This window comes from Micromonospora sp. KC207 (assembly GCF_004348615.1).
Taxonomy (GTDB): Bacteria; Actinomycetota; Actinomycetes; order Mycobacteriales; family Micromonosporaceae; genus Micromonospora.
The window spans coordinates 1-21,783 of sequence record NZ_SMKJ01000012.1 but is presented as its reverse complement, the minus strand read 5'-3'; the positions used below and the strand labels follow the sequence as shown (position 1 = coordinate 21,783).

At 72.1% G+C, this 21,783-nt stretch carries 22 protein-coding genes; 12 read left to right on the top strand and 10 right to left on the bottom strand.

The window, feature by feature from the left end; translation table 11 throughout:
• The first annotated feature begins 135 nt into the window (after positions 1-135).
• The 3 genes from E1258_RS02825 (at position 136) to E1258_RS02815 (ending at position 2,217) form a co-directional block, all read left to right on the top strand.
• Positions 136-570 (top strand): Lrp/AsnC family transcriptional regulator, encoded by a 435-nt coding sequence (locus E1258_RS02825; protein WP_132396520.1) that lies wholly within the window; start codon positions 136-138, stop codon positions 568-570.
• Positions 571-790: 220 nt separating this feature from the next.
• Positions 791-1,294, top strand: a complete 504-nt coding sequence (locus tag E1258_RS02820; RefSeq protein WP_132396518.1) for a hypothetical protein — start codon at positions 791-793, stop codon at positions 1,292-1,294.
• A 104-nt stretch (positions 1,295-1,398) separates the two neighbouring features.
• Positions 1,399-2,217, top strand: coding sequence for a class F sortase (locus tag E1258_RS02815; RefSeq protein WP_207919373.1), 819 nt, complete (start codon positions 1,399-1,401; stop codon positions 2,215-2,217).
• Positions 2,218-2,319: 102 nt separating this feature from the next.
• Here E1258_RS02815 and E1258_RS02810 read toward each other — a convergent pair whose 3' ends face one another.
• From E1258_RS02810 to E1258_RS02795, 3 genes are all read right to left on the bottom strand, one after another.
• Positions 2,320-2,856 (bottom strand): HNH endonuclease, encoded by a 537-nt coding sequence (locus E1258_RS02810; RefSeq protein WP_132396514.1) that lies wholly within the window; start codon positions 2,854-2,856, stop codon positions 2,320-2,322.
• A gap of 298 nt (positions 2,857-3,154) precedes the next feature.
• Entirely contained in the window at positions 3,155-3,412 is a 258-nt protein-coding gene (locus E1258_RS02805; RefSeq protein WP_132396512.1) for a GntR family transcriptional regulator, read from the bottom strand.
• A gap of 748 nt (positions 3,413-4,160) precedes the next feature.
• Positions 4,161-4,955, bottom strand: coding sequence for a helix-turn-helix domain-containing protein (locus E1258_RS02795; RefSeq protein WP_132396563.1), 795 nt, complete (start codon positions 4,953-4,955; stop codon positions 4,161-4,163).
• A gap of 142 nt (positions 4,956-5,097) precedes the next feature.
• Here E1258_RS02795 and E1258_RS02790 point away from each other — a divergent pair, with 142 nt between their 5' ends.
• From E1258_RS02790 to E1258_RS02765, 6 genes are all read left to right on the top strand, one after another.
• Positions 5,098-5,469: a nuclear transport factor 2 family protein gene (locus tag E1258_RS02790; protein ID WP_132396510.1), complete on the top strand. Its 372-nt coding sequence runs from the start codon at positions 5,098-5,100 to the stop codon at positions 5,467-5,469.
• A 196-nt stretch (positions 5,470-5,665) separates the two neighbouring features.
• Positions 5,666-6,010: a DUF1330 domain-containing protein gene (locus E1258_RS02785; protein ID WP_132396508.1), complete on the top strand. Its 345-nt coding sequence runs from the start codon at positions 5,666-5,668 to the stop codon at positions 6,008-6,010.
• A gap of 548 nt (positions 6,011-6,558) precedes the next feature.
• Positions 6,559-6,744 (top strand): hypothetical protein, encoded by a 186-nt coding sequence (locus E1258_RS34280; RefSeq protein ID WP_243715135.1) that lies wholly within the window; start codon positions 6,559-6,561, stop codon positions 6,742-6,744.
• Between the two features lie 108 nt (positions 6,745-6,852).
• Positions 6,853-7,920, top strand: a complete 1,068-nt coding sequence (locus tag E1258_RS02775; protein WP_243715134.1) for a mechanosensitive ion channel family protein — start codon at positions 6,853-6,855, stop codon at positions 7,918-7,920.
• A 255-nt stretch (positions 7,921-8,175) separates the two neighbouring features.
• On the top strand, positions 8,176-9,561 hold the full coding sequence (locus tag E1258_RS02770; protein ID WP_132396504.1) for an MFS transporter: 1,386 nt from the start codon (positions 8,176-8,178) through the stop codon (positions 9,559-9,561).
• A 101-nt stretch (positions 9,562-9,662) separates the two neighbouring features.
• Positions 9,663-10,082, top strand: coding sequence for a globin (locus E1258_RS02765; protein WP_132396502.1), 420 nt, complete (start codon positions 9,663-9,665; stop codon positions 10,080-10,082).
• 49 nt (positions 10,083-10,131) lie between these two features.
• Here the strand turns inward: E1258_RS02765 and E1258_RS02760 are convergent, their stop codons facing one another.
• From E1258_RS02760 to ettA, 4 genes are all read right to left on the bottom strand, one after another.
• A complete protein-coding gene (locus E1258_RS02760; RefSeq protein ID WP_007072569.1) occupies positions 10,132-10,716 on the bottom strand; it encodes a YbjN domain-containing protein in 585 nt (194 codons plus the stop codon).
• Between the two features lie 131 nt (positions 10,717-10,847).
• A complete protein-coding gene (locus E1258_RS02755; RefSeq protein ID WP_132396561.1) occupies positions 10,848-11,687 on the bottom strand; it encodes a hypothetical protein in 840 nt (279 codons plus the stop codon).
• An 11-nt stretch (positions 11,688-11,698) separates the two neighbouring features.
• On the bottom strand, positions 11,699-12,154 hold the full coding sequence (locus E1258_RS02750; RefSeq protein ID WP_132396500.1) for a thioesterase family protein: 456 nt from the start codon (positions 12,152-12,154) through the stop codon (positions 11,699-11,701).
• Positions 12,155-12,156: 2 nt separating this feature from the next.
• A complete protein-coding gene (gene ettA, locus E1258_RS02745) occupies positions 12,157-13,833 on the bottom strand; it encodes an energy-dependent translational throttle protein EttA (protein WP_132396498.1) in 1,677 nt (558 codons plus the stop codon).
• 17 nt (positions 13,834-13,850) lie between these two features.
• On the opposite strand from ettA, the gene E1258_RS02740 reads away from it, so the two are divergent.
• The 3 genes from E1258_RS02740 to otsB all read left to right on the top strand — a co-directional run bounded on the left by E1258_RS02740 (position 13,851) and on the right by otsB (position 18,237).
• Positions 13,851-14,093 (top strand): hypothetical protein, encoded by a 243-nt coding sequence (locus E1258_RS02740; protein WP_132396496.1) that lies wholly within the window; start codon positions 13,851-13,853, stop codon positions 14,091-14,093.
• Between the two features lie 140 nt (positions 14,094-14,233).
• A complete protein-coding gene (locus E1258_RS02735; protein WP_007072575.1) occupies positions 14,234-15,634 on the top strand; it encodes a trehalose-6-phosphate synthase in 1,401 nt (466 codons plus the stop codon).
• Positions 15,631-18,237 (top strand): trehalose-phosphatase, encoded by a 2,607-nt coding sequence (gene otsB / locus E1258_RS02730; RefSeq protein WP_371688556.1) that lies wholly within the window; start codon positions 15,631-15,633, stop codon positions 18,235-18,237. Before E1258_RS02735 ends, otsB begins: the two co-directional genes overlap by 4 nt.
• A gap of 68 nt (positions 18,238-18,305) precedes the next feature.
• Here otsB and cobA read toward each other — a convergent pair whose 3' ends face one another.
• Genes cobA through cobC form a run of 3 tightly spaced genes read right to left on the bottom strand, consistent with a single transcriptional unit; the run spans position 18,306 to position 21,774 of the window.
• Entirely contained in the window at positions 18,306-19,595 is a 1,290-nt protein-coding gene (cobA, locus tag E1258_RS02725; RefSeq protein ID WP_132396494.1) for a uroporphyrinogen-III C-methyltransferase, read from the bottom strand.
• Complete coding sequence (gene cobT, locus E1258_RS02720) at positions 19,592-20,689, bottom strand: nicotinate-nucleotide--dimethylbenzimidazole phosphoribosyltransferase (protein WP_132396555.1); 1,098 nt, start codon at positions 20,687-20,689, stop codon at positions 19,592-19,594. Before cobT ends, cobA begins: the two co-directional genes overlap by 4 nt.
• Positions 20,689-21,774: an Rv2231c family pyridoxal phosphate-dependent protein CobC gene (gene cobC, locus E1258_RS02715; RefSeq protein WP_132396557.1), complete on the bottom strand. Its 1,086-nt coding sequence runs from the start codon at positions 21,772-21,774 to the stop codon at positions 20,689-20,691. The genes cobT and cobC overlap by 1 nt, the downstream gene beginning before the upstream one ends.
• Positions 21,775-21,783 lie beyond the last annotated feature (9 nt).

Below are 21,783 nucleotides of genomic sequence, written 5' to 3'. Positions count from 1 at the left end.
CTCTATGAGCCGGGTAACGTCATGGTGCCCCGGTCGAGACGCGAAACGGAATGCCGATTCGACGGCACTGCCGGCCTTCGACCTGCCGAGGCAAAGGCGAACTGCCCTTCGGGGTTTCGGAGAGGAAGATCGCGCGTGGACGACATGGACTGGGCGCTGCTGCGCGAACTCCAGGCCGACGCCCGGCTCTCGTTCAGTGAGCTGTCCCGCCGGGTGCACCTGTCGCCGCCGGCCGTGGCCGAGCGGGTCCGCCGGCTGGAGGAGTCGGGGGTGATCACCGGCTACCACGCCCATGTCGACCTGACCCGGGCCGGCCGCACGGTGGTCGCCCTGATCCGAATGTCCTGTTACGGGTCGCGGTGCATCCTCAACGACCCGGACGTCGCGGGCTGGCCGGAGATCATGGAGATCCACCGGATCACCGGGGACGCGTGCAGCATGCTCCGGGTCGCGGCCGGCTCGATCGGGGACTTCGAGCGGGTGATCGACCGGCTCGCCCCGTACGGCCAGCCGTCGAGCACCATGGTCCTCTCCACCCCCCTCGCCTGGCACCCGGTCGCCCGCCTGTAAGGAAGGGCACCTTGTTAACGCTTTCTGTATAGAAAGGGCCCCTTACTAACGCCTCACCACCCGCCGCGCCTCCACGCGGCGGGTTTGCCGCGCCGGCAGGGGGAATGCAGGGCGGACTTGTCCCGGGGAGGATTCCGGTGCCCGGCACCGGGAGGGGGGAACAATGCGGGGGCTCAGCGCGTCACACCGCGTCGTTTCGGCCACGCACGCCGTGCGGGCCATGCTGACCGTACGGGCCGTGCTGACCGTGCTCGGCGTGCTCGGGGCGTTCGTCCTGGCCGCTGGCGCGCCGGCCCGGGCCGGAGAGAACACCTTCATCGAGGTCACCCCGAACAGCGCGCAGGCCGGCACCCGGGTCGACATCCGGGCGAGCTGCGACAACGACAACAACCGCCAGGCCGACGTGCAGTCCGACGCGTTCGGGCGGGTGATGCTCCGGCCGAACAACGGCTTCCTGACCGGGGCGGTCACCATCCCCGGCAACAAGCAGCCCGGCGACTACTCCGTCGAGCTGCGCTGCCCCAACGGCGGCACCGCGACCACCACGCTCACCGTGCTGAACATGGCGCAGCCGAGCAAGGGCCCGAACACGGGTGCCGGCGGCACGGCGGACGAGGGCCGGGACACCGGCACGCTGCTGCTGGTGGGTGGCCTGGTGGCGGCGGCCGTGGCGGCCGGTTTCGGCGCGTTCGGCTCCCGCCGGCGGACCGGGACGCGTTCCTGACGGGAGCCGTCATGGCCCGACGCACGCCCGACCGGCGGGACCCCGCCCGGACTGCGGACCACGCCCGACAGCCGGACCACGCCCAGACGGCGGACGGCGCCCGGATGCCGGGGCGGAGCCGGACGACGCGACAAAAGCGGGTCCGGGCGGCCCTGCTCGCGGCCCGGGGCTGCCGCCGGTTCGCGCGGGTGGCCCGGCAGGCGTTCTCGGCCAGCGTCGCCACCGTGGAGCCATCCGGCCGCCCCGGGCCCGCCGGTGTGGCGGGCCGGTACGGTACGGCCGCCGGACGGTGGCGGTCGGCGGCCCGCCGGGGCCCGGGCTTCCCGGTGCTGTTCGTCGCCACCCTGATGGTGCTGATCGTGGCGATGCTCGGCGTCGAACGGGTGACGGGGTACAGCCTGCTGCCGGACCGGTTCGTCGCCGGGCTGCGCCCCCCGCCGAAGAAGTTCCCGGTGCTGCCGGCCAGCCGGCCGGTCGGCATCGCGAGCGAACCGATCGGCCTCGACGCCCCGGTGCACGACGTGGGCATCGCCGCGGACGGCAGCATCGGGGCACCCGACGCCGACCGCGCCCAGGAGGCCGGCTGGTACGACCAGGGCCCGACCCCCGGCCAGTACGGCCCGGCCGTGATCGTCGGCCACGTCGACACCCGCACCGGGCCGGCGGTCTTCCACGAGCTGCGGGAGCTGCGCTCCGGCGACCGGGTCGAGGTGCGCCGGGCCGACCGCTCCGTGGCGATCTTCGAGGTCGACGAGGTGCGGCGCTACGACAAGGCCCGGCTGCCGGTGGACGAGGTCTACGGCGACTTCAGCCGGCCGGGGCTGCGCCTGATTACGTGCGGCGGCGCGTGGGTCGGTGGCGAGACGGGATACGCCGACAACGTGGTCGTGTACGCGTCCCTGGTGCGGGCCCGCACCGGCTGACAGGGCCGGCGGGCAGGGGTATCCGGTGCGCGACGAGGACGCCGCGGCGAGGGGCGAGGCGTGGGGACGCGGGCGAGCCGGACGGGGAGGCGGGCGAGCCGCTCAGGCCGCGGCCTCGGCCTCGCGCAGGTCGAGCCAGTCCGCCCAGCGCGGGTCCGGGGCCCGGTGCCCGAGCACCCGCCAGGCCGTCCCCTTCGGCACGGCGGGCGGCGCGTGCAGCCGCCAGCCCAGCTCGGCCGGGGTCTTGTCGCCCTTCGTGTGGTTGCACCGAGCGCAGGCGGCCACCACGTTCTCCCAGGCGTGCCGGCCGCCCCGGCTGCGCGGGAAGACGTGGTCGATGGTCTCGGCGGGCCCCCGGCAGTACGCGCACCGCCAGCCGTCCCGGGCGAAGATCGCCCGCCGGGAGAGCCCGATGTGGGCGCGGTAGGGCACCCGGACGAAGCGGGTCAGCCGGACCACCGAGGGCACCGGGAGCGCGTCGCGGGCGCTGTGCAGGATGCCCTCGCCGTCGGCGACACAGACGGCCTTGGCGGAGAGAACGAGGATGGCGGCACGACGCACCGACACGACACACAGCGGCTCGTAGGTGGCGTTGAGAACCAACGCGCCGGAGCCCACCGTGGGTCGTATGTCAGGCATCGAGCTCACCCTCCCGGTCCAGCCGCTCCCACCGCTGGCCACGCCGAGCGTGCCCGCGCACGGCGGAACGACGCCGGCGTCGGCGGGATCACCGACGTCCGTTGCGCCAATCGTCCCTGATAAGGCCACGGATTGCACGTACTAATCTCTCTTGTGCTAGAGAGATCATCTCGATTGGTACGGATCGCTGGTGCTGCCTGGGTGGTCTCTGCTGTCGTCTGACATCAGTTGATGGCCCTTGCCGGTCTCAGTTGTGCCGAATCTGTGCCCGATGATCTTGCGCCGGGCATCGATGGGGTTACTGACTCTCGGGCCGGACGAAGGTCCCGCGTTGCGGCACGACGAACAGCACGCTCTGATCCACCAGCACAGCAATTGCACGTCGCACGGTCGCGCGAGCAAGGCCGTACTCCTGGACAAGCTGAGACTCGGACGGGATGGCCCGGTTGGGCTGCCAGTCACCGCGACGAATCCGGGCCGCCAGGATGCCGGCCAGTTGGCGATAGGGCGGCAGCGGCGCGCCGTGGTCGATGCCGGCATCCGGGTCAGGCTCCATGGCACTGACGCTAAAAGTCTCGACACGAGCGGCTTCGAGCTTCTACGTACCTAGACGTCTGTAGACCAAGCTTGATACGGTGCGGCCAACCCGCTGTGCCGGTCGTGGAGGACCCGAACCCGCCCCGGTGCGGCGGCACCCCTGCCCGGCTGGGCTTCCCCGGCTCAGCCGGGCAGGGCTCACCGGCGAGGAGATACGGCACCATGACGGAAGTTCAGCCCCCGGCCCCTGGCCAGGAGCTGTGGATCACCCGTGAAGCGTCCGCGCAGTTCGCGGGCCAATACTTCCTGTTTCGGGTGATCTCGGTGTGCCCAAAGCCCACCTACCAGGGTTGGGGCTTGGCTGACCGGATACGTGCTAGACAGCCGGGGCATGGCGGTGGACAAGCGGGAGATCTTCGTGCGGCTGGTCGGTCTTCGCCCAGCTCAATGCCTTGTCCGGTGACCAGCGGCTAGCGGCATCGCGCCCTGGATGTCGGCGTACAGGACCGAGTGCACAGGCAGGTACGCCGGAGCTTACAGAGATCGGGATGCCAGAAGGGTCGACGACGTCTGTCGAGCCAGCCTCCATGTCACACTGCGGGCCCACTCGCCGACTACACCCCGTCACTGCCGGGGCTGGTCGCGCTCATACCGGGTCGCGGCATGAGCGTGCGGATCGAGAGGCAGCGACGAGCGGCGCGAGCGGAATGAGGCCCCGGTTCGCTTTGGGCGGAAGCGATGTTGAGTTGTCAACTGGCCATGCCGGCTCATGCCTTGGCGAGGGCGTGGAGCGTTTCGGTGGTCGCCGGATCGGCAGGGAAGAATGCCTCGACGGCCAGCCCGGCGACGGTGACATCCAGCGGCGTGCCGAAGAGGGTGGTGGTGCTGAAGAAGGACAGCTCCTGGTCGTTGTGGCGGTATCGAAGCGGGACGACGACGCGCGAAACGGCGTCGCTGATGGGTGCAGCATGGCCGTTGCCGCCGGGATAGCCGCGAAGCTCCTCGTGCAGTTCGTACAGGGCCGAGTCGTTGGTTGTCACGGCCTGCTGGCGCAGCCGGTGGAGCAGGTGGGCGCGCCACTCCGGCAGGTTGAGGATTCGCGGGGCCATGCCGTCGGGGTGCAGGCTGAGCCGCAGCACGTTGATCGGTGGGGCTAGGAGGTGGGGCTCGGCACCGGCAGTGAGCAGGGCGACAGCAGGGTTGGCTTCGACGAGGTGCCAATGCTGGTCGATGAGCACTGCGGGGTACGGGCTGTGTCCGTCGAGGATCTGCCGTACGGCGGCACGTACCGGAGCCAGTTCCGGGTCGCTCAGCTCGTGGCTGGGGTAGGCAGGTGCGTAGCCGCCAGCGAGCAGCATCGTGTTGCGCTCAGCCAGCGGCATGTCAAGCTGCTCCGCCAGCCGCAGGATCAATTCCGGGCTCGGCCGAGACCGCCCGGTCTCTACGAAGCTCAGATGCCGGGCCGAAACCCCCGCCTCGATCGACAGGTCGAGCTGACTCATCCCGCGAGTTCGGCGCCAGTCGCGCAGGAGCTCCCCGACTGGTCGCCCCGGCCTGGTCATGGTCGTCACGCCACCGACCCTAATTACCGCACTGGCGCACAGACCATTACCTGCGACGTAATCGACAGCGCGCAAGGCGCCGGAGATCATCTCTTCCAGAGGCGACAACCCGCCCCTATTCCCAGCAAACGAGGAGAGATCCATGGTTACCGCGTTCGATGAGCTGGCCCAGCGGTACATCGCGATCTGGAACGAGACCGATCCAGCGAGGCGGCGCCAGTACATCAACGACCTGTGGGCCCCCGAGGGCCGCTACATCGACCCGCTGGCCGTCGCCGAGGGCCGGGAGGCCATTGACGCAACGATCGCGGCAGTGCAGAGCCAGTTCCCCGGCATGACGTTCCGGTTGGCCGGACCGGTCGACGGCCACCACAACCAAGCCCGCTTCACCTGGGAGCTCGGGCCAGAAGACGTCGAGGCACTGATCGTAGGTTTCGACGTCGCAATAACCGACGGCAACGGACGGCTGACGCAGGTTCTGGGATTCCTAGACCGAGTCCCAGCGGCGAAATGACCCGGGGGCGGCGCCCGCAGGCGACACGGTGGGTGTCGGACTGGATACCGACCGTCGACGACACCGCCGACCGCCCCCCGCGGCCGCCTCTGCTCACCACTCGACAGCGGACCTGGGCGCGTTGTGCTGTCCAGTCCGCGTCTGACGAGGACCACCGGCACAAGCGCCGAAACCGGCCGTAACGAACGGAGAGCTCATGACCGCGTACGCATTTGCTCACCTACGCAAAGCACCAGTCCACGCCGAGGTGCTGAAGTACATGGAACGCATCCAAGCCACCCTCGCCCCCTTCGGCGGCCGGTTCATCGTCCACGGCGGAACCATAGACGTACTGGAAGGCAACTGGCCAGGCGATGTGGTGATCATCGAATTTCCCGACATGACCAAGGCCCGCTCGTGGTACCACTCCAGCATCTACCAGGAGATCAAGCCGCTGCGGACAAATCACCTAGCGGGCGAGGTGATCCTCGTCGAAGGAGTTGAGGCCAACCACAGCTCATCGCAGATGGCTGCCGAACTCCGTCAAGCCAATGGGCTGTAGCGTAGTGAATCTGACCCCCGCCCGACGCTCGCTCATCGGCAAATCCGCACGCCGAGGAACGGCCGAGCTCGGCAATACCCGTCACGCAACGTCACCGACTTGGACCGCCTTCATCAGGCGGCGAGTTGCCGGACACCCACCGGCGCGGCCGTCGACGAGCGTCCTCCCCCCAAGGTCATACCCGCACGATAGATCGACCCTAGGGCGTGTGTCGAAGTCGGTCACAGCCATTCGTTGATCGCGGCGATGTGCACGGTGGCCTGGTAGCAGACGGCCAGCTTGTCGAATCGCCCCAGTTCTGCCCAACTGGCTGCCGCTTGTGTTTCGTCGGCTTCCATGGGCGCCGCGCGCGCCGGGACGTGACCGGCCGCCAGGCCGCATGCGCGGCCCGGCGCTGGCGCGGCGGCGGGCCGCTTGCGGCCCGCCCTTGACCGGGAAGCTGATCACCGATCGGTATTGGTCTGAGCTGTGGGAGACCTGGCGGTCGGCTGCGGGCTGGCCCAAGGAAGGAACTCCACTCCCTGCGACACTTCTTCGCCTCGACGCGGATGAGCAACGGCGTCGAGCCGCAAGAGGTTCAGAAGGCGCTACGACACGCAAGCCTGCGGATCACGCTAAAGACCTACGTCCACTGGATGCCGAAGAGCAATCGGCGGCGTGGCCTGGTCGGGCAGATCTTCCGGCCAGGCAAGGGCGGTCAGACGGTCGACCGGATTGGTCAAGATCATCCCTAGTTTGTGCCCTGATTGTGCCAAGTGATCTCGTCTGGGGTTCTTGCAGGCCACCGCCCTGGGCGCGTACCCGCTGGCGGGCGGTCGCGGACGGTGCGGTACGAAAGCAGGGTGAGCGCCGCCAGCCTGATCCTCGCCACGCTGTCCTTCGCCGTGGCCCCGGACGCGTCCCCGAGCCCGTCCCCGAGCGCAAACTGTCAGGGCAGCACCTCCTGCGAATGGGTGTACGAGACGACCGGCTCGTCCTGGTTCGCGGAGGGCAGCTACTGGATCCTGCTCAAGCCGCTGCGGGTGCTGCTGATCGTGGCCCTCGCGTTCCTCGCCCGGTGGGCGCTGCACCGGATGATCAAGCGGCTGGTCCGGACCACCGCCGACGGGGTGCCCACGCTGCTGCGCCCGCTGCGCGAGCGGGTGCCGACCGCCACACACGAGCCCGGGGAGTTCGTCCCCGAGCGGCGCCGGCAGCGGGCCGAGGCGATCGGTTCGGTGCTGCGCAGCATGGTCACCGCGTTCGTCTTCGGCATCGCGCTGCTGATGATCCTGCGGGAGTTCAGCTTCGACCTGGCGCCGCTGCTGGCCAGCGCGGGCATCGCCGGCGTGGCGCTCGGCTTCGGCGCGCAGAGCCTGGTCAAGGACTTGATCGCCGGGCTGTTCATGCTGGTCGAGGACCAGTACGGCGTCGGCGACACGGTGGACCTGGGCGAGGCGACGGGCGTGGTGGAGTCGGTCGGCCTGCGGGTCACCACCGTCCGCGACGGCCGGGGTGTGCTCTGGTACATCCGCAACGGCGAGATCGTCCGGGTGGGCAACAAGAGCCAGGGATGGGCGCTGGTCGTGGTCGACCTGCCGATCGGGTTCGCCGGCACCGAGGAGGCGACGGCGGTGCTGCGCACGGCCGCCGCGTCGGTGGCGCTGGACCCGGAGTTGGCCCCGGAGATCGTGGAGCAGCCCGACGTGCTGGGCGTCGAGCAGATGACCGTGGACGGCGCGGTGATCCGTACGGTGGTGAAGACCACTGCGGACGGGCAGTTCGCGGTGGGCCGGGAGCTGCGCCGGCGGCTCGCCGAGGCACTGGAGAACTCGGGCATCACCGCGAAGATCGCCGCCGCCCGCCTCTACCCGGGTGTTCCGCTGCGGGCCACGAACGACACGGCGACGGGCCAGGGCGGGGCCACCTGAGCCACCGAGAGCATCGATGGCCTGCGGTTTCCCTGACCGACAATCCAGGGGTCGCGGACCGCGTAGCCCCTCGGGTATCGTCCGTTCGTTCAGTCGGAGATGCGACGATCAATCCGTTCGCCCTAGCTAGTTGTCAGACGATCGGGCAGAATCCGGTACGCACGCCACCTGCCGGAGCGTGATCACGTCTCGCTGATCCGTAGATCTGACGACGGTTCCCGGTCAGGCCATCACGAGTGGCCCACCGTGGGAACGATGGAGGCCACGGTGTCCGACGAGCGACCCTCCCAGGAAGGGCCGGCCACCTTCCGTGAGGTGTTCGCCCAGCGGGAGTACGGGGCGGTCCTCACCGCCAGCGCCCTCTCCTGGATCGGCGATTTCGTCGCCAAGGCCGCCGTCACGGTGCTGGTCTACCGCGAGACGCATTCCGTGGCCTACTCGGCCGCCGCGTTCGCGGTCAGCTTCCTGCCCTGGTTGATCGGCGGCCCGCTGCTGGCCACGCTGGCCGAGCGGTACCGCTACCGCTCGGTGATGGTGGCCTGCGACCTGATCCGGATGGTCCTGATGGCGCTCGTCGCCATCCCGGGCAACGAGCCGTGGCTGATCCTCTGCCTGCTCTTCGCGACCACCCTGGCCAACCCGCCCAGCCAGGCCGCCCGGTCCGCGCTGATGCCGCTCATCCTGACCGGCGACCGGCTGGTGGTCGGGCTCTCGCTGAACAGCAGCACCGCCCAGGCCGCCCAGGTGCTCGGCTACCTGATCGGCGCGGCCCTGGCCACGTTCAACCCGACTCTCGCCCTGCTGGTCAACGCGGCCACGTTCGCCCTCTCGGCGGTCCTGGTCCGTCTCGGCGTCCGGGACCGGCCACCGGCGATGACCAGCGCCCACCGCAGCCACCTGCTGCGGGAGACCGGCGACGGCTTCCGGATCGTCTTCGGCACCCCGGTGCTGCGGGCGATCGCCCTGCTGGTCTTCAGCGCCATGCTCTTCTCGATCGTGCCGGAGGGGCTGGCCGCCGCCTGGGCCCGCGAGGGCTTCGACGACGGCGTGGACAGCGGGGCCGCCCAGGCTGTGATCATGGCCGCCAACCCGGTCGGCTTCATCGTGGGCGGGCTGCTGGTCGGCCGGGCGGTCGCCCCGGCCCGCCGGCTCGTGCTGATCCGGCCGCTGGCGGTGCTCGCCCCGCTCGTCCTGGTGCCGTCGCTGCTCGACCCGCCGCCGCTGGTGGTGGCCCTGCTCGCCGGCCTCTGCGGTTTCGCGGTCGCCGGGCTGCTCCCGGTCGCCAACGGGCTCTTCGTCCGGGCGCTGCCGAACGGGTACCGGGCCCGCGCGTTCGGGGTGATGGCCACGGGGGTCCAGGTGATCCAGGGCTTCGCGGTGCTGGCGACGGGGCTGCTCGCCGAGCACTTCCCGATCCCGGTGGTGGTCGGGGGGTGGAGCGCGGCAGGCGTACTGCTGATGCTGTTCACCGCCGCGCGCTGGCCGAAGCGGGCGGCGATCGACGCGGCGGTCGAGGCCGCCGGCAACGCCGACCCGGCGGCCCGGCCCGCCGAGCCCCGCCCACGGCCCGCCACCCCGGGCGACGGGCACGCGGGTGGCCAGCCGGGCGAGCGCGGCCGGGCCAGCCAGGCGGTGAGCTGACCCACTCCCCGACGTCGCCGCGACCCACGCGGCGACGAGGACGGCGGCGCCCCGGCCGGTACGCCTCCGCCGGTTCCGGCCGCACCTGGCAGGATGGAACGGTGAATCCCACCGGTGAGTCCGAGCGTGCCGTGACCCTCTTCGAGGCGGTCGGCGGCGAACCCACCTTTCGCAAGCTGGTGGACGAGTTCTACGTAGGCGTCGCCACCGATCCGCTGCTGCGGCCGATGTACCCGGAGGAGGACCTGGGCCCCGCCGCGGACCGGCTGACACTGTTCCTCATGCAGTACTGGGGCGGCCCCAACACCTACTCCGCCCAGCGGGGGCATCCCCGGCTGCGGATGCGGCACGCCCCGTTCCGGATCGGTGCCGCCGAGCGCGACGCCTGGCTGCGCCATATGCGGCGGGCCGTGGACCGGCTGGACCTACCGTCGGAGATCGCCACCGCGCTCTGGGACTACCTGGAGCGAGCCGCGTACTTCATGGTGAACGTCATGGAAGATCCGGCCAGGCCGGCCTGACGCGCGCCCGCCCGGGTCGCCATCGGCGGCCCGGGCGGAACGGCACGGATCAGAGAAGGGCACCCTCGTCGTGCAGCCAGTCCACGAAGGTGGTGGCCACCGCGGCACCGCAGTCGAGCAACTCCACCAGGAGCGCGTCGTGCGTCCCGGCGCCGAGCGGCACCTGCAACTCCGCGTAGATCGGCAACTGCCCCCGCTCGGTGGGGTCTCCGATGTAGGCCTTGCAGAACCGGCGGGTGTGGTTCCACTCGTTGACCACCCGGTACGCCCGGTCGGCCCAGTCCGGCGGGACCGTCGCGTGCGGACGGGCCCGCATCACCAGGATTTCGTCCTCGGGACCTTCCAGAGTGACCAGCACCGCGTGCCGCTCCCACATGGCCAGCAGGTTGCCGTCACCGTCTGCCAGGTAGCGCACGTCCAGCAGGTCGAGCGCGTCGCAGACCCGACGTAGGGTGACCGGCACGACGGTGGCCGACATGTCGGCGATCATCGGCCGGTCGACGGGCGGGCAGTCGTCGCCCGGTTGACGTGGGGCCGGTGGTCCGACCCAGACGGTGCTGTCCACTGTGATCCCGCTTCGAGTTTCCGGTTCGCCGCCAACGGCGGGACCGGGGCGCCATGACCACCACGGCATCGCTCGCGCACCTCACTCCCCAGCGGATCCAGTCGCCTACGGTGCGTTGGATCCGAGGATGGACGGTACCCGGACAGCCGGGTTGTAGCATCCCCCCAACGACAGCCCCAGGCCAGAAGAATGACCACGGGTCATACTTTCGGCCGAGCCCCAAGTGGCGTAACGGCAAGATCCACAACCTTCTGCGACCACACAGTTCCGTATGGTCCCACCAGGCCGACCCACCGGCCAGCCATCCTCACCTGAACATCGCCGCTCCCGACCCCCGCACCGGGGCTCGCGGCGGCCCCGGCGGCACTGCCGGGGCGGCCCAGGAAGCCCATGCGGACCAGCCCCTGGACCAGTCGCTGGGCGATCTCGACCGGCGGGCCGGACGGGTCGTCCGGGGTGACCACCACCGCGACGTGGTCGAGCAGCGCGTCTCTCAGCACCCGCTGCCCGACCGGTCGGCCGGCCACGCCGTGCGCGGCGGCCTCCCGCAGCGTGCCGGCCGCCGCCTCGGCGATCCGCCACAGCTCCCCGGCCGGCAGCAGCTCCACCGGCCGGCTCGCCGGCGGCGGCAGCGGCCAGCGCCACTGCGCGTCCCGCCGGGCGGGCAGCTCGCCCGCGCCGGACGACAGGGCGGCCAGCAAATCCCGGGCGGGCACCGCCGCGTCACCGCACCCTGTTCCGGCCACCGTCCGGACGGCCAGCACGCCCCACGGCAGCCGGGCCCAGAGCGCCGTCCGGCCGGTGGCCGCGGCGGGTCCGCCCGCCCCCGACCCGCCGTCGGACCGGCCGGGCGCGGACGGGTCCCCGACCCGGACACCGGGCGGGGTCGCCGGCTCGGCCGGGCGCAGCCGGACCAGCGCGGCCGGGTCGAGCCGGACCAGCCGGGCCAGGAACGCGCCCGCGTCGGCCACCCCGGTCAGCCCGTGTCCACCGGCTGGACCGGCGCCGGCGGCGGCCGGACCGGAGCCCAGTGGGCGCACCGGGGCGTCGCTCACGCCGGCCCTCCGGCCGCGCCGCCGGGGGCGTACGACAGCAGGAAGGCCCGCTCCTCGTCGGTGATCCGCCGGGGGCGCTGGGCGGCCAGGTCGAACGGGACCAGCACCGAGCGGGCGGTGCTGGCCAGCGTGTCGCCGTCGTACAGCTCGTAGGCGACGGTGAACCGGGACACCCGGATCTCCTCCACCCACAGCTCGATCCGGACGGTGGGGGCGGATTCCGCGGTGGCCCGGCCCAGCGCGTAGTCGACCGGGCGCAGGTAGTCGACCTCGTGCCGGCGGATGACCACCCCGTCGGCGAACGAGCCCACTCCCCATGCCCGGCCGCCGGCGAACATCAACGCCACCCGCGCCTCCTCGTAGAGGGTGAGGAAGCGCGAGTTGTTGACGTGGCCGTACGCGTCCAGGTCGGACCAGCGCAGCGTGCAGCGGTAGACGAAGCGGTCCGCCATGCTCAGTCGCGGGTGAGCTTGCGGTAGGTCACCCGGTGCGGGCGGGCCGCCTCGGCCCCGAGCCGATCGATCTTGTTCTTCTCGTACGAGTCGAAGTTGCCCTCGAACCAGAACCACTTCGCGGGGTCCTGGTCGTCGCCCTCCCAGGCCAGGATGTGCGTCGCGACCCGGTCCAGGAACATCCGGTCGTGGGAGATGACCACGGCGCAGCCGGGGAACTCCAGCAGCGCGTTCTCCAGGCTGGAGAGGGTCTCGACGTCCAGGTCGTTGGTCGGCTCGTCGAGCAGGATGACGTTGCCGCCGATCTTCAGGGTCAGCGCCAGGTTGAGCCGGTTGCGCTCGCCGCCGGAGAGGACCTTGGTCGGTTTCTGCTGGTCCGGCCCCTTGAACCCGAACGCCGCGATGTACGCCCGCGACGGCATCTCGACCTTGCCGACCATGAGGTGGTCGAGCCCGTCGGAGACGACCTCCCAGACCGTCTTGTCGCCGGCGAGGCCCTGCCGGTTCTGGTCGACGTACGACAGGGAGACCGTCTCGCCGATCCGGACCTGGCCGTCGGTGGGCTGCTCCAGACCGACGATCGTCTTGAACAGGGTGGTCTTGCCGACGCCGTTCGGGCCGATGATGCCGACGATGCCGTTGCGCGGCAGCGAGAACGACAGGTTGTCGATGAGGACCCGGTCGCCGAAGCCCTTGGTGAGGTTGTGCGCCTCGATGACCGTGCTGCCCAGGCGCGGGCCCGGCGGGATCTGGATCTCCTCGAAGTCCAGCTTCCGGGTCTTCTCCGCCTCGGCGGCCATCTCGTCGTACCGGTCGAGGCGGGCCTTGGACTTGGTCTGCCGCGCCTTGGCGTTGGAGCGGACCCACTCCAGTTCCTCGGTGAGGCGCCTCTTCATCTTCGCGTCGCGGCGGCCCTCGACGGCCAGCCGGGCGGCCTTCTTCTCCAGGTAGGTGGAGTAGTTGCCCTCGTAGCCGACGGCCCGGCCCCGGTCCAGCTCCAGGATCCAGCCGGCCACGTTGTCCAGGAAGTACCGGTCGTGGGTGATCGCCATGACGGTGCCGGCGTACTTGGCCAGGTGCTGCTCCAGCCAGGAGACGCTCTCCGCGTCCAGGTGGTTGGTGGGCTCGTCGAGCAGCAGCAGGTCGGGGGCCTCCAGCAGCAGCTTGCACAGCGCCACCCGGCGGCGCTCGCCGCCGGAGAGCTGGGTGACGTCGGCGTCCGGCGGCGGGCAGCGCAGCGCGTCCATGGCCAGTTCGAGCTTGGAGTCGATGTCCCAGGCGTCGGCGTGGTCCAGCTCCTCCTGGAGCTTGCCCATCTCCTCCATCAGTTCCTCGGAGTAGTCCGTCGCCATCTGCTCGGCGATCTTGTTGAACCGCTCCAGCTTCGCCTTGGTCTCGGCGACCGCCTCCTCGACGTTGCCGAGGACGGTCTTGGCGTCGTTGAGCGGGGGCTCCTGGGCCAGCAGGCCGACGGTGTAGCCGGGCATGAGCCGGGCCTCGCCGTTGCTCGGCCGGTCCAGCCCTGCCATGATCTTGAGGAGGCTGGACTTACCCGCGCCGTTCGGGCCGACCACACCGATCTTGGCCCCCGGCAGGAAGCTCAGCGTCACGTTGTCGAGCACGACCTTGTCGCCGTGCGCCTTGCGCGCCTTTTCCAGGACGTAGATGTACTGGGCCACGGTGCGGGCTACCTCCGTTGATTGCTGATCTCGACGCTTCGGGATGCGGGCGCGGGCTCCGTGGGCCGCTCGCCGCCGCCGGCCGGGGGCCGGCCACAACGCTCGCCGCCGCCGGCCGGGGCCGGCCACAACGCACGCCGTCGTCAATCCTGACAGGTACGCCGGGCTACGCCCACATCACCCCGCCCACGGAGTACGGCGACCGGCGGGAACCGATGGGCGAGATCCTGCCGAAGGAGTGGCCGATCGTCGACCCGTGAGCCGGATGGCAGGGGTGATCACCTTCACGGTTCGGCCCGTGTGGGACGGGTAGGTAACTCCGGCACGGGGGCCAAGACGCCGCAGCTACGCTCAGTACGCTCATTGCGGTGGACCCGTCAGCACCCGGAGGTGGCCGAACGTGACCGTCCGTAGTTCCTTTGTCGTAGTGGCGAACCGACTACCGGTCGACGAGGTGATCACCCCCGAGGGGCGGCAGTGGCGACGCAGCCCCGGCGGGCTGGTCACCGCCCTGCACCCCGTCCTCGCCGAGCACCAGGGGACCTGGGTCGGCTGGGCCGGCGGCACCGGCCCCGCCCCCGAGCCGTTCGACCTGGAGGGCATCCGGCTGCACCCGGTGCCGCTGAGCGCCGACGAGTTGGAGCGCTACTACGAGGGCCAGTCGAACGCGACGATCTGGCCGCTCTACCACGACGCGGTGGAGACACCGGCGTACAAGCGCCGCTGGCGCGAGGCGTACCGGCTGGTCAACGCGCGGTTCGCGGAGGCCGCGGCGGAGGTCGCGGCCGACGGTGCGACGGTCTGGGTGCAGGACTACCAGCTCCAGCTCGTCCCCGCGATGCTCCGCGAGCTGCGCCCCGACCTGCGGATCGGCTTCTTCCTGCACATCCCGTTCCCGCCGATCGAGCTGTTCATGCAGATGCCGTTCCGCACCGAGATCCTGCGCGGGCTGCTCGGGGCGGACCTGATCGGCTTCCAGCAGCGGCTGGCCGCGCAGAACTTCGTCCGGCTGGCCCGGCACCTGCTCGGGCTACGTTACGAGGGGCAGATGATCCAGGTCGACGGCCGCCAGGTGAAGGCGGGCGCGTTCCCCATCTCCATCGACACGAAGGAGATGGAGCGGCTGGCCGAGGACCCGGCGATCCAGTCCCGGGCCAAGCAGATACGCGAGGAGCTGGGCAACCCGAAGACGATCATCCTGGGCGTCGACCGACTCGACTACACGAAGGGCATCGAGCTCCGCCTCAAGGCCTTCCGCGAGCTTCTCGCTGACGGAAAGTTGACAGTGCCGGACGCGGTTATGGTGCAAGTGGCCACGCCGAGCCGGGAACGGGTGGAGCACTACCAGGCCCTACGGGTCAAGGTCGAGCGCGAGGTTGGTCGGATTAATGGCGAATTCGGCAGAGTGGGCGTGCCGGCAGTGCACTATCTGCATCAGTCGTACAGTCGCAGTGAGTTGGCAGCGATGTACGTCGCCGCCGACGTCATGATGGTGACCCCGCTGCGAGACGGAATGAATCTGGTGGCCAAGGAGTACGTGGCATCGCGCGCCGACCAGGGCGGCGCGCTCGTGCTCAGTGAGTTCGCTGGCGCCGCGACAGAGCTGCGCCAGGCGTTTCTGTGTAACCCGCACGACCCGGACGCGGTCAAGGACGCGTTGCTCAAGGCCGTGCACGTGGAGAAGCCCGAGGCCCGTCGCCGCATGCGGATCATGCAGCGCCACCTGCGCACCCACGATGTGGGGCACTGGGCGAAGTCGTTCCTCACCGAGCTCGGTGTGCCTGATTCGGAGGTTGCGTGAACACGTCCGTCCACGATGAAACGGCCCTGGCCGCGGGAGTGTTGGCCCCGGAGCTGCGGGCGGCCATCGGGCGGATAGCCCGCGTTCCGCAACTCCTCGTCGCCTGTGACTACGACGGCACCCTCGCGCCGATCGTGGAGGACCCGAGCAAGGCCGTGCCGCTGCCCGAGTCGGTCGCCGCCGTACGCGCGCTCGCCGCGCTGCCGCAGACCACCGTCGCCGTGGTCTCCGGCCGGGCGCTGCGCGACCTCGCCGCGCTCTCCCGGCTGCCCAGCGAGGTCCACCTCGTCGGCAGCCACGGTTCCGAGTTCGACATCGGCTTCGTCGAGCGGCTCTCCCCCGAGCTGATCGCCGTGCGCACCCGGCTGCGCGACGTGCTGCGCGAGATCGCCAACGCCCACCCGGGCGTCCGGCTGGAGCGCAAGCCCGCCAGCGTCGCCGTGCACACCCGCGGGGTGGACCCGCAGGTCGCCGCCGCGGCGATCGACGCGGTCCGCACCGGCCCGGCCACCTGGGACGGCGTCACCGTCACCCAGGGCAAGGAGGTCATCGAGCTGTCCGTGGTGGCGACCCACAAGGGCACCGCCGTCGACCAGCTCCGCACCCAGCTCTCGGCCAGCGCCGTGCTGTTCATCGGCGACGACGTCACCGACGAGAACGCGTTCGGCAACCTGCACGGCCCGGACATGGGCATCAAGATCGGCCCCGGCGAGACGAAGGCGGACTACCGGGTCGCCGAGCCGATCGAGGCCGCCCGGGCGCTGGGCCTGCTGCTGGAGACCCGGCGGCACTGGCTCTTCGGGGAACGGGCCGTCCCGATCGAGCGGCACTCGATGCTCGCCAACGGGCGTACGGTCGCGTTGCTCACCCCCGAGGCCAAGGTCACCTGGCTCTGCCACCCCAAACCCGACTCGGCGGCGATCTTCGCCGATCTGGTCGGCGGCGGGCCGGCCGGGCACTTCAGCGTCGCCCCCGAGCGCGGCGGCATCCCGCTCGGCCAGCGCTACCGCTCGGGCACGATGACCGTCGAGACCCGCTGGTCGGGCCTCACCGTCACCGACTGGCTGGACAAGCCGGCCCGGGAGACCACCCCCGACGGCCCGGCCGTCGTCACCGGCGACTCCACCCTGGTCCGGGTGCTCAGCGGCTCCGGGAAGATCCGGGTGGAGTTCGCCCCCCGGCCCGAGTTCGGTCAGGTCGCCACGCAGCTCCAGCCGGTCGGCGACGGGCTGCTGGTGCTCGGCTCCAACGAGCCGATCGCGCTCTACTCCCCCGGGATGGAGTGGCAGGTCACCAACGACGGCGGGTACGAGACGGCGAAGGCCGTCGTCGACCTGTCCGCCGCCGGCGGGCAGGTGGTGCTGGAGCTGCGCTTCGGCACACACAGCCTGGAGCACCACCGGCGGACGGTCCACGATCGGCAGGCCGCCGCCGAGCAGCCGTGGAAGGACTGGGTGGCCTCGCTGCGGCTGCCCACCACCGCCCGGGACCTGGTGGCCCGCAGCGCGCTGACCCTGCGCGGCCTCTGCCACGAGGCGACCGGCTCGATCCTCGCGGCGGCGACCACGTCGCTGCCCGAGGAGCTGGGCGGCGTCCGCAACTGGGACTACCGGTACTGCTGGCTGCGCGACGCGGCGATGACCGCGCGGGCGCTGGTCGACCTCGGCTCCACCGAGGAGGCCGAGGGGTTGCTGCGCTGGGTGGACGGCTGCATCGAGCGCACCGGTGGGCACCCCGAGCGGCTGCACCCGCTCTACACGGTCGACGGGTACGAGCTGGGCGCCGAGGCGGTCATCGACACCCTGCCCGGGTACGCCGGCTCCCGGCCGGTCCGGGTCGGCAACCTCGCCAACCACCAGCTCCAGCTCGACGTGTTCGGCCCCATCGCCGACCTCATCGCCGCCGTCGCCGACGCCCGGGGCTCGGTCCGCGACGACGAGTGGCGGGTGCTGGAGAACATGGTCGAGGCGGTCCGCCGCCGCTGGCACGAGCCCGACCACGGCATCTGGGAGGCCCGCCTCCCCCCACGGCACCACATCTTCTCCAAGGTGATGTGCTGGATGACCGTCGACCGGGCGCTGCACGTGGTACGGCAGCACGGCGGCGAGGACCGGCCGGAGTGGGTGGAGCTGCGCGACCGGATCGGCGCCAACGTGCTGGAGTACGGCTGGCACTCCGACGTCGAGGCGTACAGCGTCGCGTACGGCGACGAGGACATGGACGCCTCGTCGCTGTGGATCGGCCTGTCGGGCCTGCTCCCGGGCGACGACCCGCGTTTCCTGTCCACCGTGCTGCGGATCGAGGCGGACCTGCGCAGCGGCCCGGTCGTCTACCGGTACCACTGGGACGACGGCCTGCCCGGGCGCGAGGGCGGCTTCCACATCTGCACGGCGTGGCTGATCGAGGCGTACCTGCGCACCGGCCGCCGCACCGACGCGGAGGAGCTGTTCGCCCAGATGATCGACACGGCGGGCCCGACGGGGCTGCTCCCCGAGCAGTACGACCCGCTGGCCGAGCGCGGGCTGGGCAACCACCCGCAGGCCTACAGCCACCTCGGCCTGATCCGCTGCGCTCTGCTGCTCGACAACATGCTCAAGCAGTGACCTGACGGGCGAAACGGGGCCGGCGGCACTCGCCTCCGGCCCCGTACGGCTGTCAGGGCCTCAGGGCCTCAGGAGTCGAGCACGCCCACCACGTCGCCGACCACCACGACCGCCGGGGGACGCAGCCCCACCGCGACCACGTCGGCGGCCACCGCCCCGAGCGTCGAACGCAGGCTCCGCTGATCGCCGGTCGTCCCCTCCTGCACCACCGCGACCGGCGTGTCCGCTGGCCGTCCGTACGCGGTCAGGGTCTCGGTGATCGCGGCCAGGTTCTTCAGCCCCATCAGGATCACCAGCGTGCCGCGCAGCCCCGCGAGAGCGTCCCAGCGCACCAGCGAGGCCGGCGAATCGGGCGCGACGTGGCCGGACACCACGGTGAACTCGTGCGCCACCGCCCGGTGGGTGACCGGGACGCCGGCCGCGGCCGGGGCTGCGATCGAGCTGGTCACCCCGGGGACCACGGTCACCGGCACCCCGGCCGCCGCGCAGGCCAGCAGCTCCTCGCCGCCCCGGCCGAAGACGTACGGGTCGCCGCCCTTGAGGCGCACCACGAACGCCCCGGCCAGGGCCCGGTCGACGAGGATCCGGTTGATCTCCTCCTGGGCGCGCGACGGCCCGTACGGGATCTTCGAGGCGTCCACCAGCTCGACGTCCGGGCGCAGCTCGTCGAGGAGCAGCCCGGGCACAAGGCGGTCGGCGACCACCACGTCGGCCTCGGTGAGCAGCCGCCACCCCTTCACGGTGATCAGCTCCGGGTCGCCCGGTCCGGCTCCGACGAGCGCCACCCGCCCTGGTGCCCGGCCTGCGGCCCGTTCGCGTCCGGCAGCCGGCCCGCGCTCCTCGGCCGGCGGGAGGTTGACAGGGGGCCCTTCCGCTACCGAATCCGTTAACAGGGGGCCCTTCCTTGCACCGAGGAGGTCGCGGATGGCGTTGCGGACCGTCATGGCGCGGCGGGGGTCGCCGCCGCCGAGGACGGCGACCGTGACCGGGCCGTGCCGGGTGACCGCCGGCGTCCAGGCGGTCGCGGCGGCCCGGTCGTCGGCCCGGACGCAGAAGATCCGCCGCTCGGCGGCGGCGGCGCTGACCGAGGCGGCGGCCGCCGGGTCGTTGACGGCCGCCTGGACCAGCCAGGCCCCGTCCAGGTCGTCGGGGGCGAAGCGGCGCGGCTCCCAGTGCAGCCGGCCGGCGTCGACGTGGGCGCGCAGCGCGGGGGTCAGCTCCGGCGAGACCAGCAGGACGTCCGCGCCGGCGTCGAGCAGCGCCGGCACCCGCCGGGTGGCCACCGCTCCCCCGCCCACCACGACCACTCGCCGGCCGGCCAGGCGCAGGCCCAGGGGGTACGGACTCGGGGCGCTCACTTCTCGGCCACCCCCGCCGAGTCGAAGGTGGCCACCTCGTGCAGCACCCGGACCGCGCCGGTGACCACGGGCAGGGCCAGCAGCGCGCCGGTGCCCTCGCCGAGGCGCAGCCCGAGGTCGATCAGCGGGTCGAGCCCGAGGTGGCGCAGTCCCGCCGTGGCGCCCGGCTCGGCGGAGCGGTGCCCGGCGACCATCGCGCCGACCGCGTCCGGGGCGAACGCGGCGGCGGCGAGCGCCGCGCTGACCGCGATCACCCCGTCGAGCAGCACCGGCACCCGGCGGGCGGCGGCGCCGAGGATCAGACCGGCCAGGGCGGCGTGCTCCAGTCCGCCGACGGCGGCGAGGACGCCCAGCGGGTCGGCCGGGTCGGGGACGTGCCGGGCGAGCGCGGCCCGCACCACGTCGATCTTGCGGGCGTACGTGCAGTCGTCCACGCCGGTGCCCCGGCCGGTCGCCTCGGCCGGGTCGACGCCGGTGAACGCGGCGATCAGGGCGGCGGCCGGGGTGGTGTTGCCGATGCCCATGTCCCCGGTGAGCAGGATGCCCGCCCCGGCGTCGATCAGCTCGCGGGCGACCCGGATGCCGGTCTCCACGGCGGCGCGGGCCTCGTCGCGGGTGAGGGCGGCGGTGACGGCGAGGTCGCGGGTGCCGCGGCGCACGTTCGCCGCCACGAGGCGGGGCGTCTTCGTGCCACCGGAGACGCCGGACGAGCCGTCCGCCTGGGCGGGGACGACCGGCAGCGGGGTGGCGACACCGACGTCGACGACGGTGACAGAGGCGCCGGCCTGCCGGGCGAAGGCGTTGACCACCGCACCACCGGCCAGGAAGTTGCCGATCATCTGCGCGGTTACCTCCTGCGGCCAGGGGGTCACCCCCTGGGCGTGCACCCCGTGGTCGCCCGCGAAGATCGCCACGGCGGCCGGCTCGGGCAGCGGCGGCGGGCAGGCGCAGGCCAGGCCGGCGAGCCGGACGGAGAGCTCCTCCAGGGCGCCGAGCGAGCCGGCCGGCTTGGTGAGCCGGCCCTGGAGCTCACCGGCGGCGACCATCGCCGGCTCGTCGAGCGGTCGGATCGCCGCGATCGTGGTGTGCAGCATCATGCCTCCAGGATTTCCGCCAGCGCCCCGGCGAACGCGTCGGTGGTGGCCCGGTCGCGCACGGCCACCCGCAGCCAGTCTGCGCCGAGGCCGGGGAATGTGTCGCCCCGGCGTACCGCCCAGCCGCGCTCGCGCAGGCGCTGCCGCACCCCGGCCGCGCCGGGGAGGTGGATCAGCACGAACGCACTGGCCGGGCGGCCCGCGACGCGTACCCCGGGCAGGGCCGCCAGGCGGGCGACCAGGTGGTCGCGGTCGGCCGCCAGCTCGGCGGCGATGGCGCGTTCGGCCGCGACGGCGGCCGGGGAGGCGCAGGCGGTGGCGGCGGCGAGCGCCGGGGTGGAGACCGCCCACAGCGGCTGGGCGGCGGCGAGGCGGGCCAGTAGCGGGGCTTCGCCGAGCAGGTAGCCGATCCGCAGCCCGGCCAGCCCCCAGGTCTTGGTGAGGCTGCGCACCACGACCAGGCCGGGCAGGTCCCGCCGGGCGGCGAGGGACTCCGGCTCGCCGTCGACGCCCGGCGCGGCGGTGGTGTCGGCGAACGCCTCGTCGACGACGAGGACGCGGCCCGGGCGGGCCAGCGCGGCGAGGGTGGCGGCCGGGTGCAGCACGGAGGTGGGGTTGGTGGGGTTGCCGACCATGACGAGGTCGGCGTCGTCGGGCACCCGGGCCGGGTCGAGCCGGAAGCCGTCGGCGGGGTCGAGCAGCACCCGCTCGACGGGGTGCCCGGCGGCCCGCAGCGCGGCCTCCGGCTCGGTGAACTGGGGGTGCACGACCACCGGCCGGCGCACCCCGGTCAGGGCGCGGGCCAGCAGCACGAAGCCCTCGGCCGCCCCGGCGGTGAGCAGCACCTCCTCCGGGGGGCGGCCGTGCCGGGCCGCGACGTCCGCGCGGGCGGGCCGGGGGTCCGGGTACGCGGCCAGCTCGCCGAGGGCGGCGGTGATCGGGTCGGCCAGCCAGTCCGGCATGGTGGCCCGGCGGACGTTGACTGCGAGGTCGATCATGCCCTCGCCGATTTCGGCGTCCCCGTGATGGCCGAGATCCGGCACGTCGTGGCCGGGGCCGTCCCCGTGGGCACCGAGATCCGGCACGTCGTGGCC

Excerpts from the sequence above, each read along its gene's own strand:
- E1258_RS02805 (WP_132396512.1), bottom strand. The coding sequence starts at position 3,412 with ATGGAGCCTGACCCGGATGCCGGCATCGACCACGGCGCGCCGCTGCCG.
- E1258_RS02790 (WP_132396510.1), top strand. The coding sequence starts at position 5,098 with ATGGTTACCGCGTTCGATGAGCTGGCCCAGCGGTACATCGCGATCTGG.
- E1258_RS02815 (WP_207919373.1), top strand. The coding sequence starts at position 1,399 with ATGCCGGGGCGGAGCCGGACGACGCGACAAAAGCGGGTCCGGGCGGCC.
- E1258_RS34280 (WP_243715135.1), top strand. The coding sequence starts at position 6,559 with ATGAGCAACGGCGTCGAGCCGCAAGAGGTTCAGAAGGCGCTACGACAC.
- E1258_RS02760 (WP_007072569.1), bottom strand. The coding sequence starts at position 10,716 with ATGCCGTGGTGGTCATGGCGCCCCGGTCCCGCCGTTGGCGGCGAACCG.
- E1258_RS02795 (WP_132396563.1), bottom strand. The coding sequence starts at position 4,955 with ATGACCAGGCCGGGGCGACCAGTCGGGGAGCTCCTGCGCGACTGGCGC.
- E1258_RS02785 (WP_132396508.1), top strand. The coding sequence starts at position 5,666 with ATGACCGCGTACGCATTTGCTCACCTACGCAAAGCACCAGTCCACGCC.
- E1258_RS02750 (WP_132396500.1), bottom strand. The coding sequence starts at position 12,154 with ATGGCGGACCGCTTCGTCTACCGCTGCACGCTGCGCTGGTCCGACCTG.
- E1258_RS02810 (WP_132396514.1), bottom strand. The coding sequence starts at position 2,856 with ATGCCTGACATACGACCCACGGTGGGCTCCGGCGCGTTGGTTCTCAAC.
- cobT (WP_132396555.1), bottom strand. The coding sequence starts at position 20,689 with ATGCTGCACACCACGATCGCGGCGATCCGACCGCTCGACGAGCCGGCG.
- E1258_RS02770 (WP_132396504.1), top strand. The coding sequence starts at position 8,176 with ATGGAGGCCACGGTGTCCGACGAGCGACCCTCCCAGGAAGGGCCGGCC.
- E1258_RS02820 (WP_132396518.1), top strand. The coding sequence starts at position 791 with ATGCTGACCGTACGGGCCGTGCTGACCGTGCTCGGCGTGCTCGGGGCG.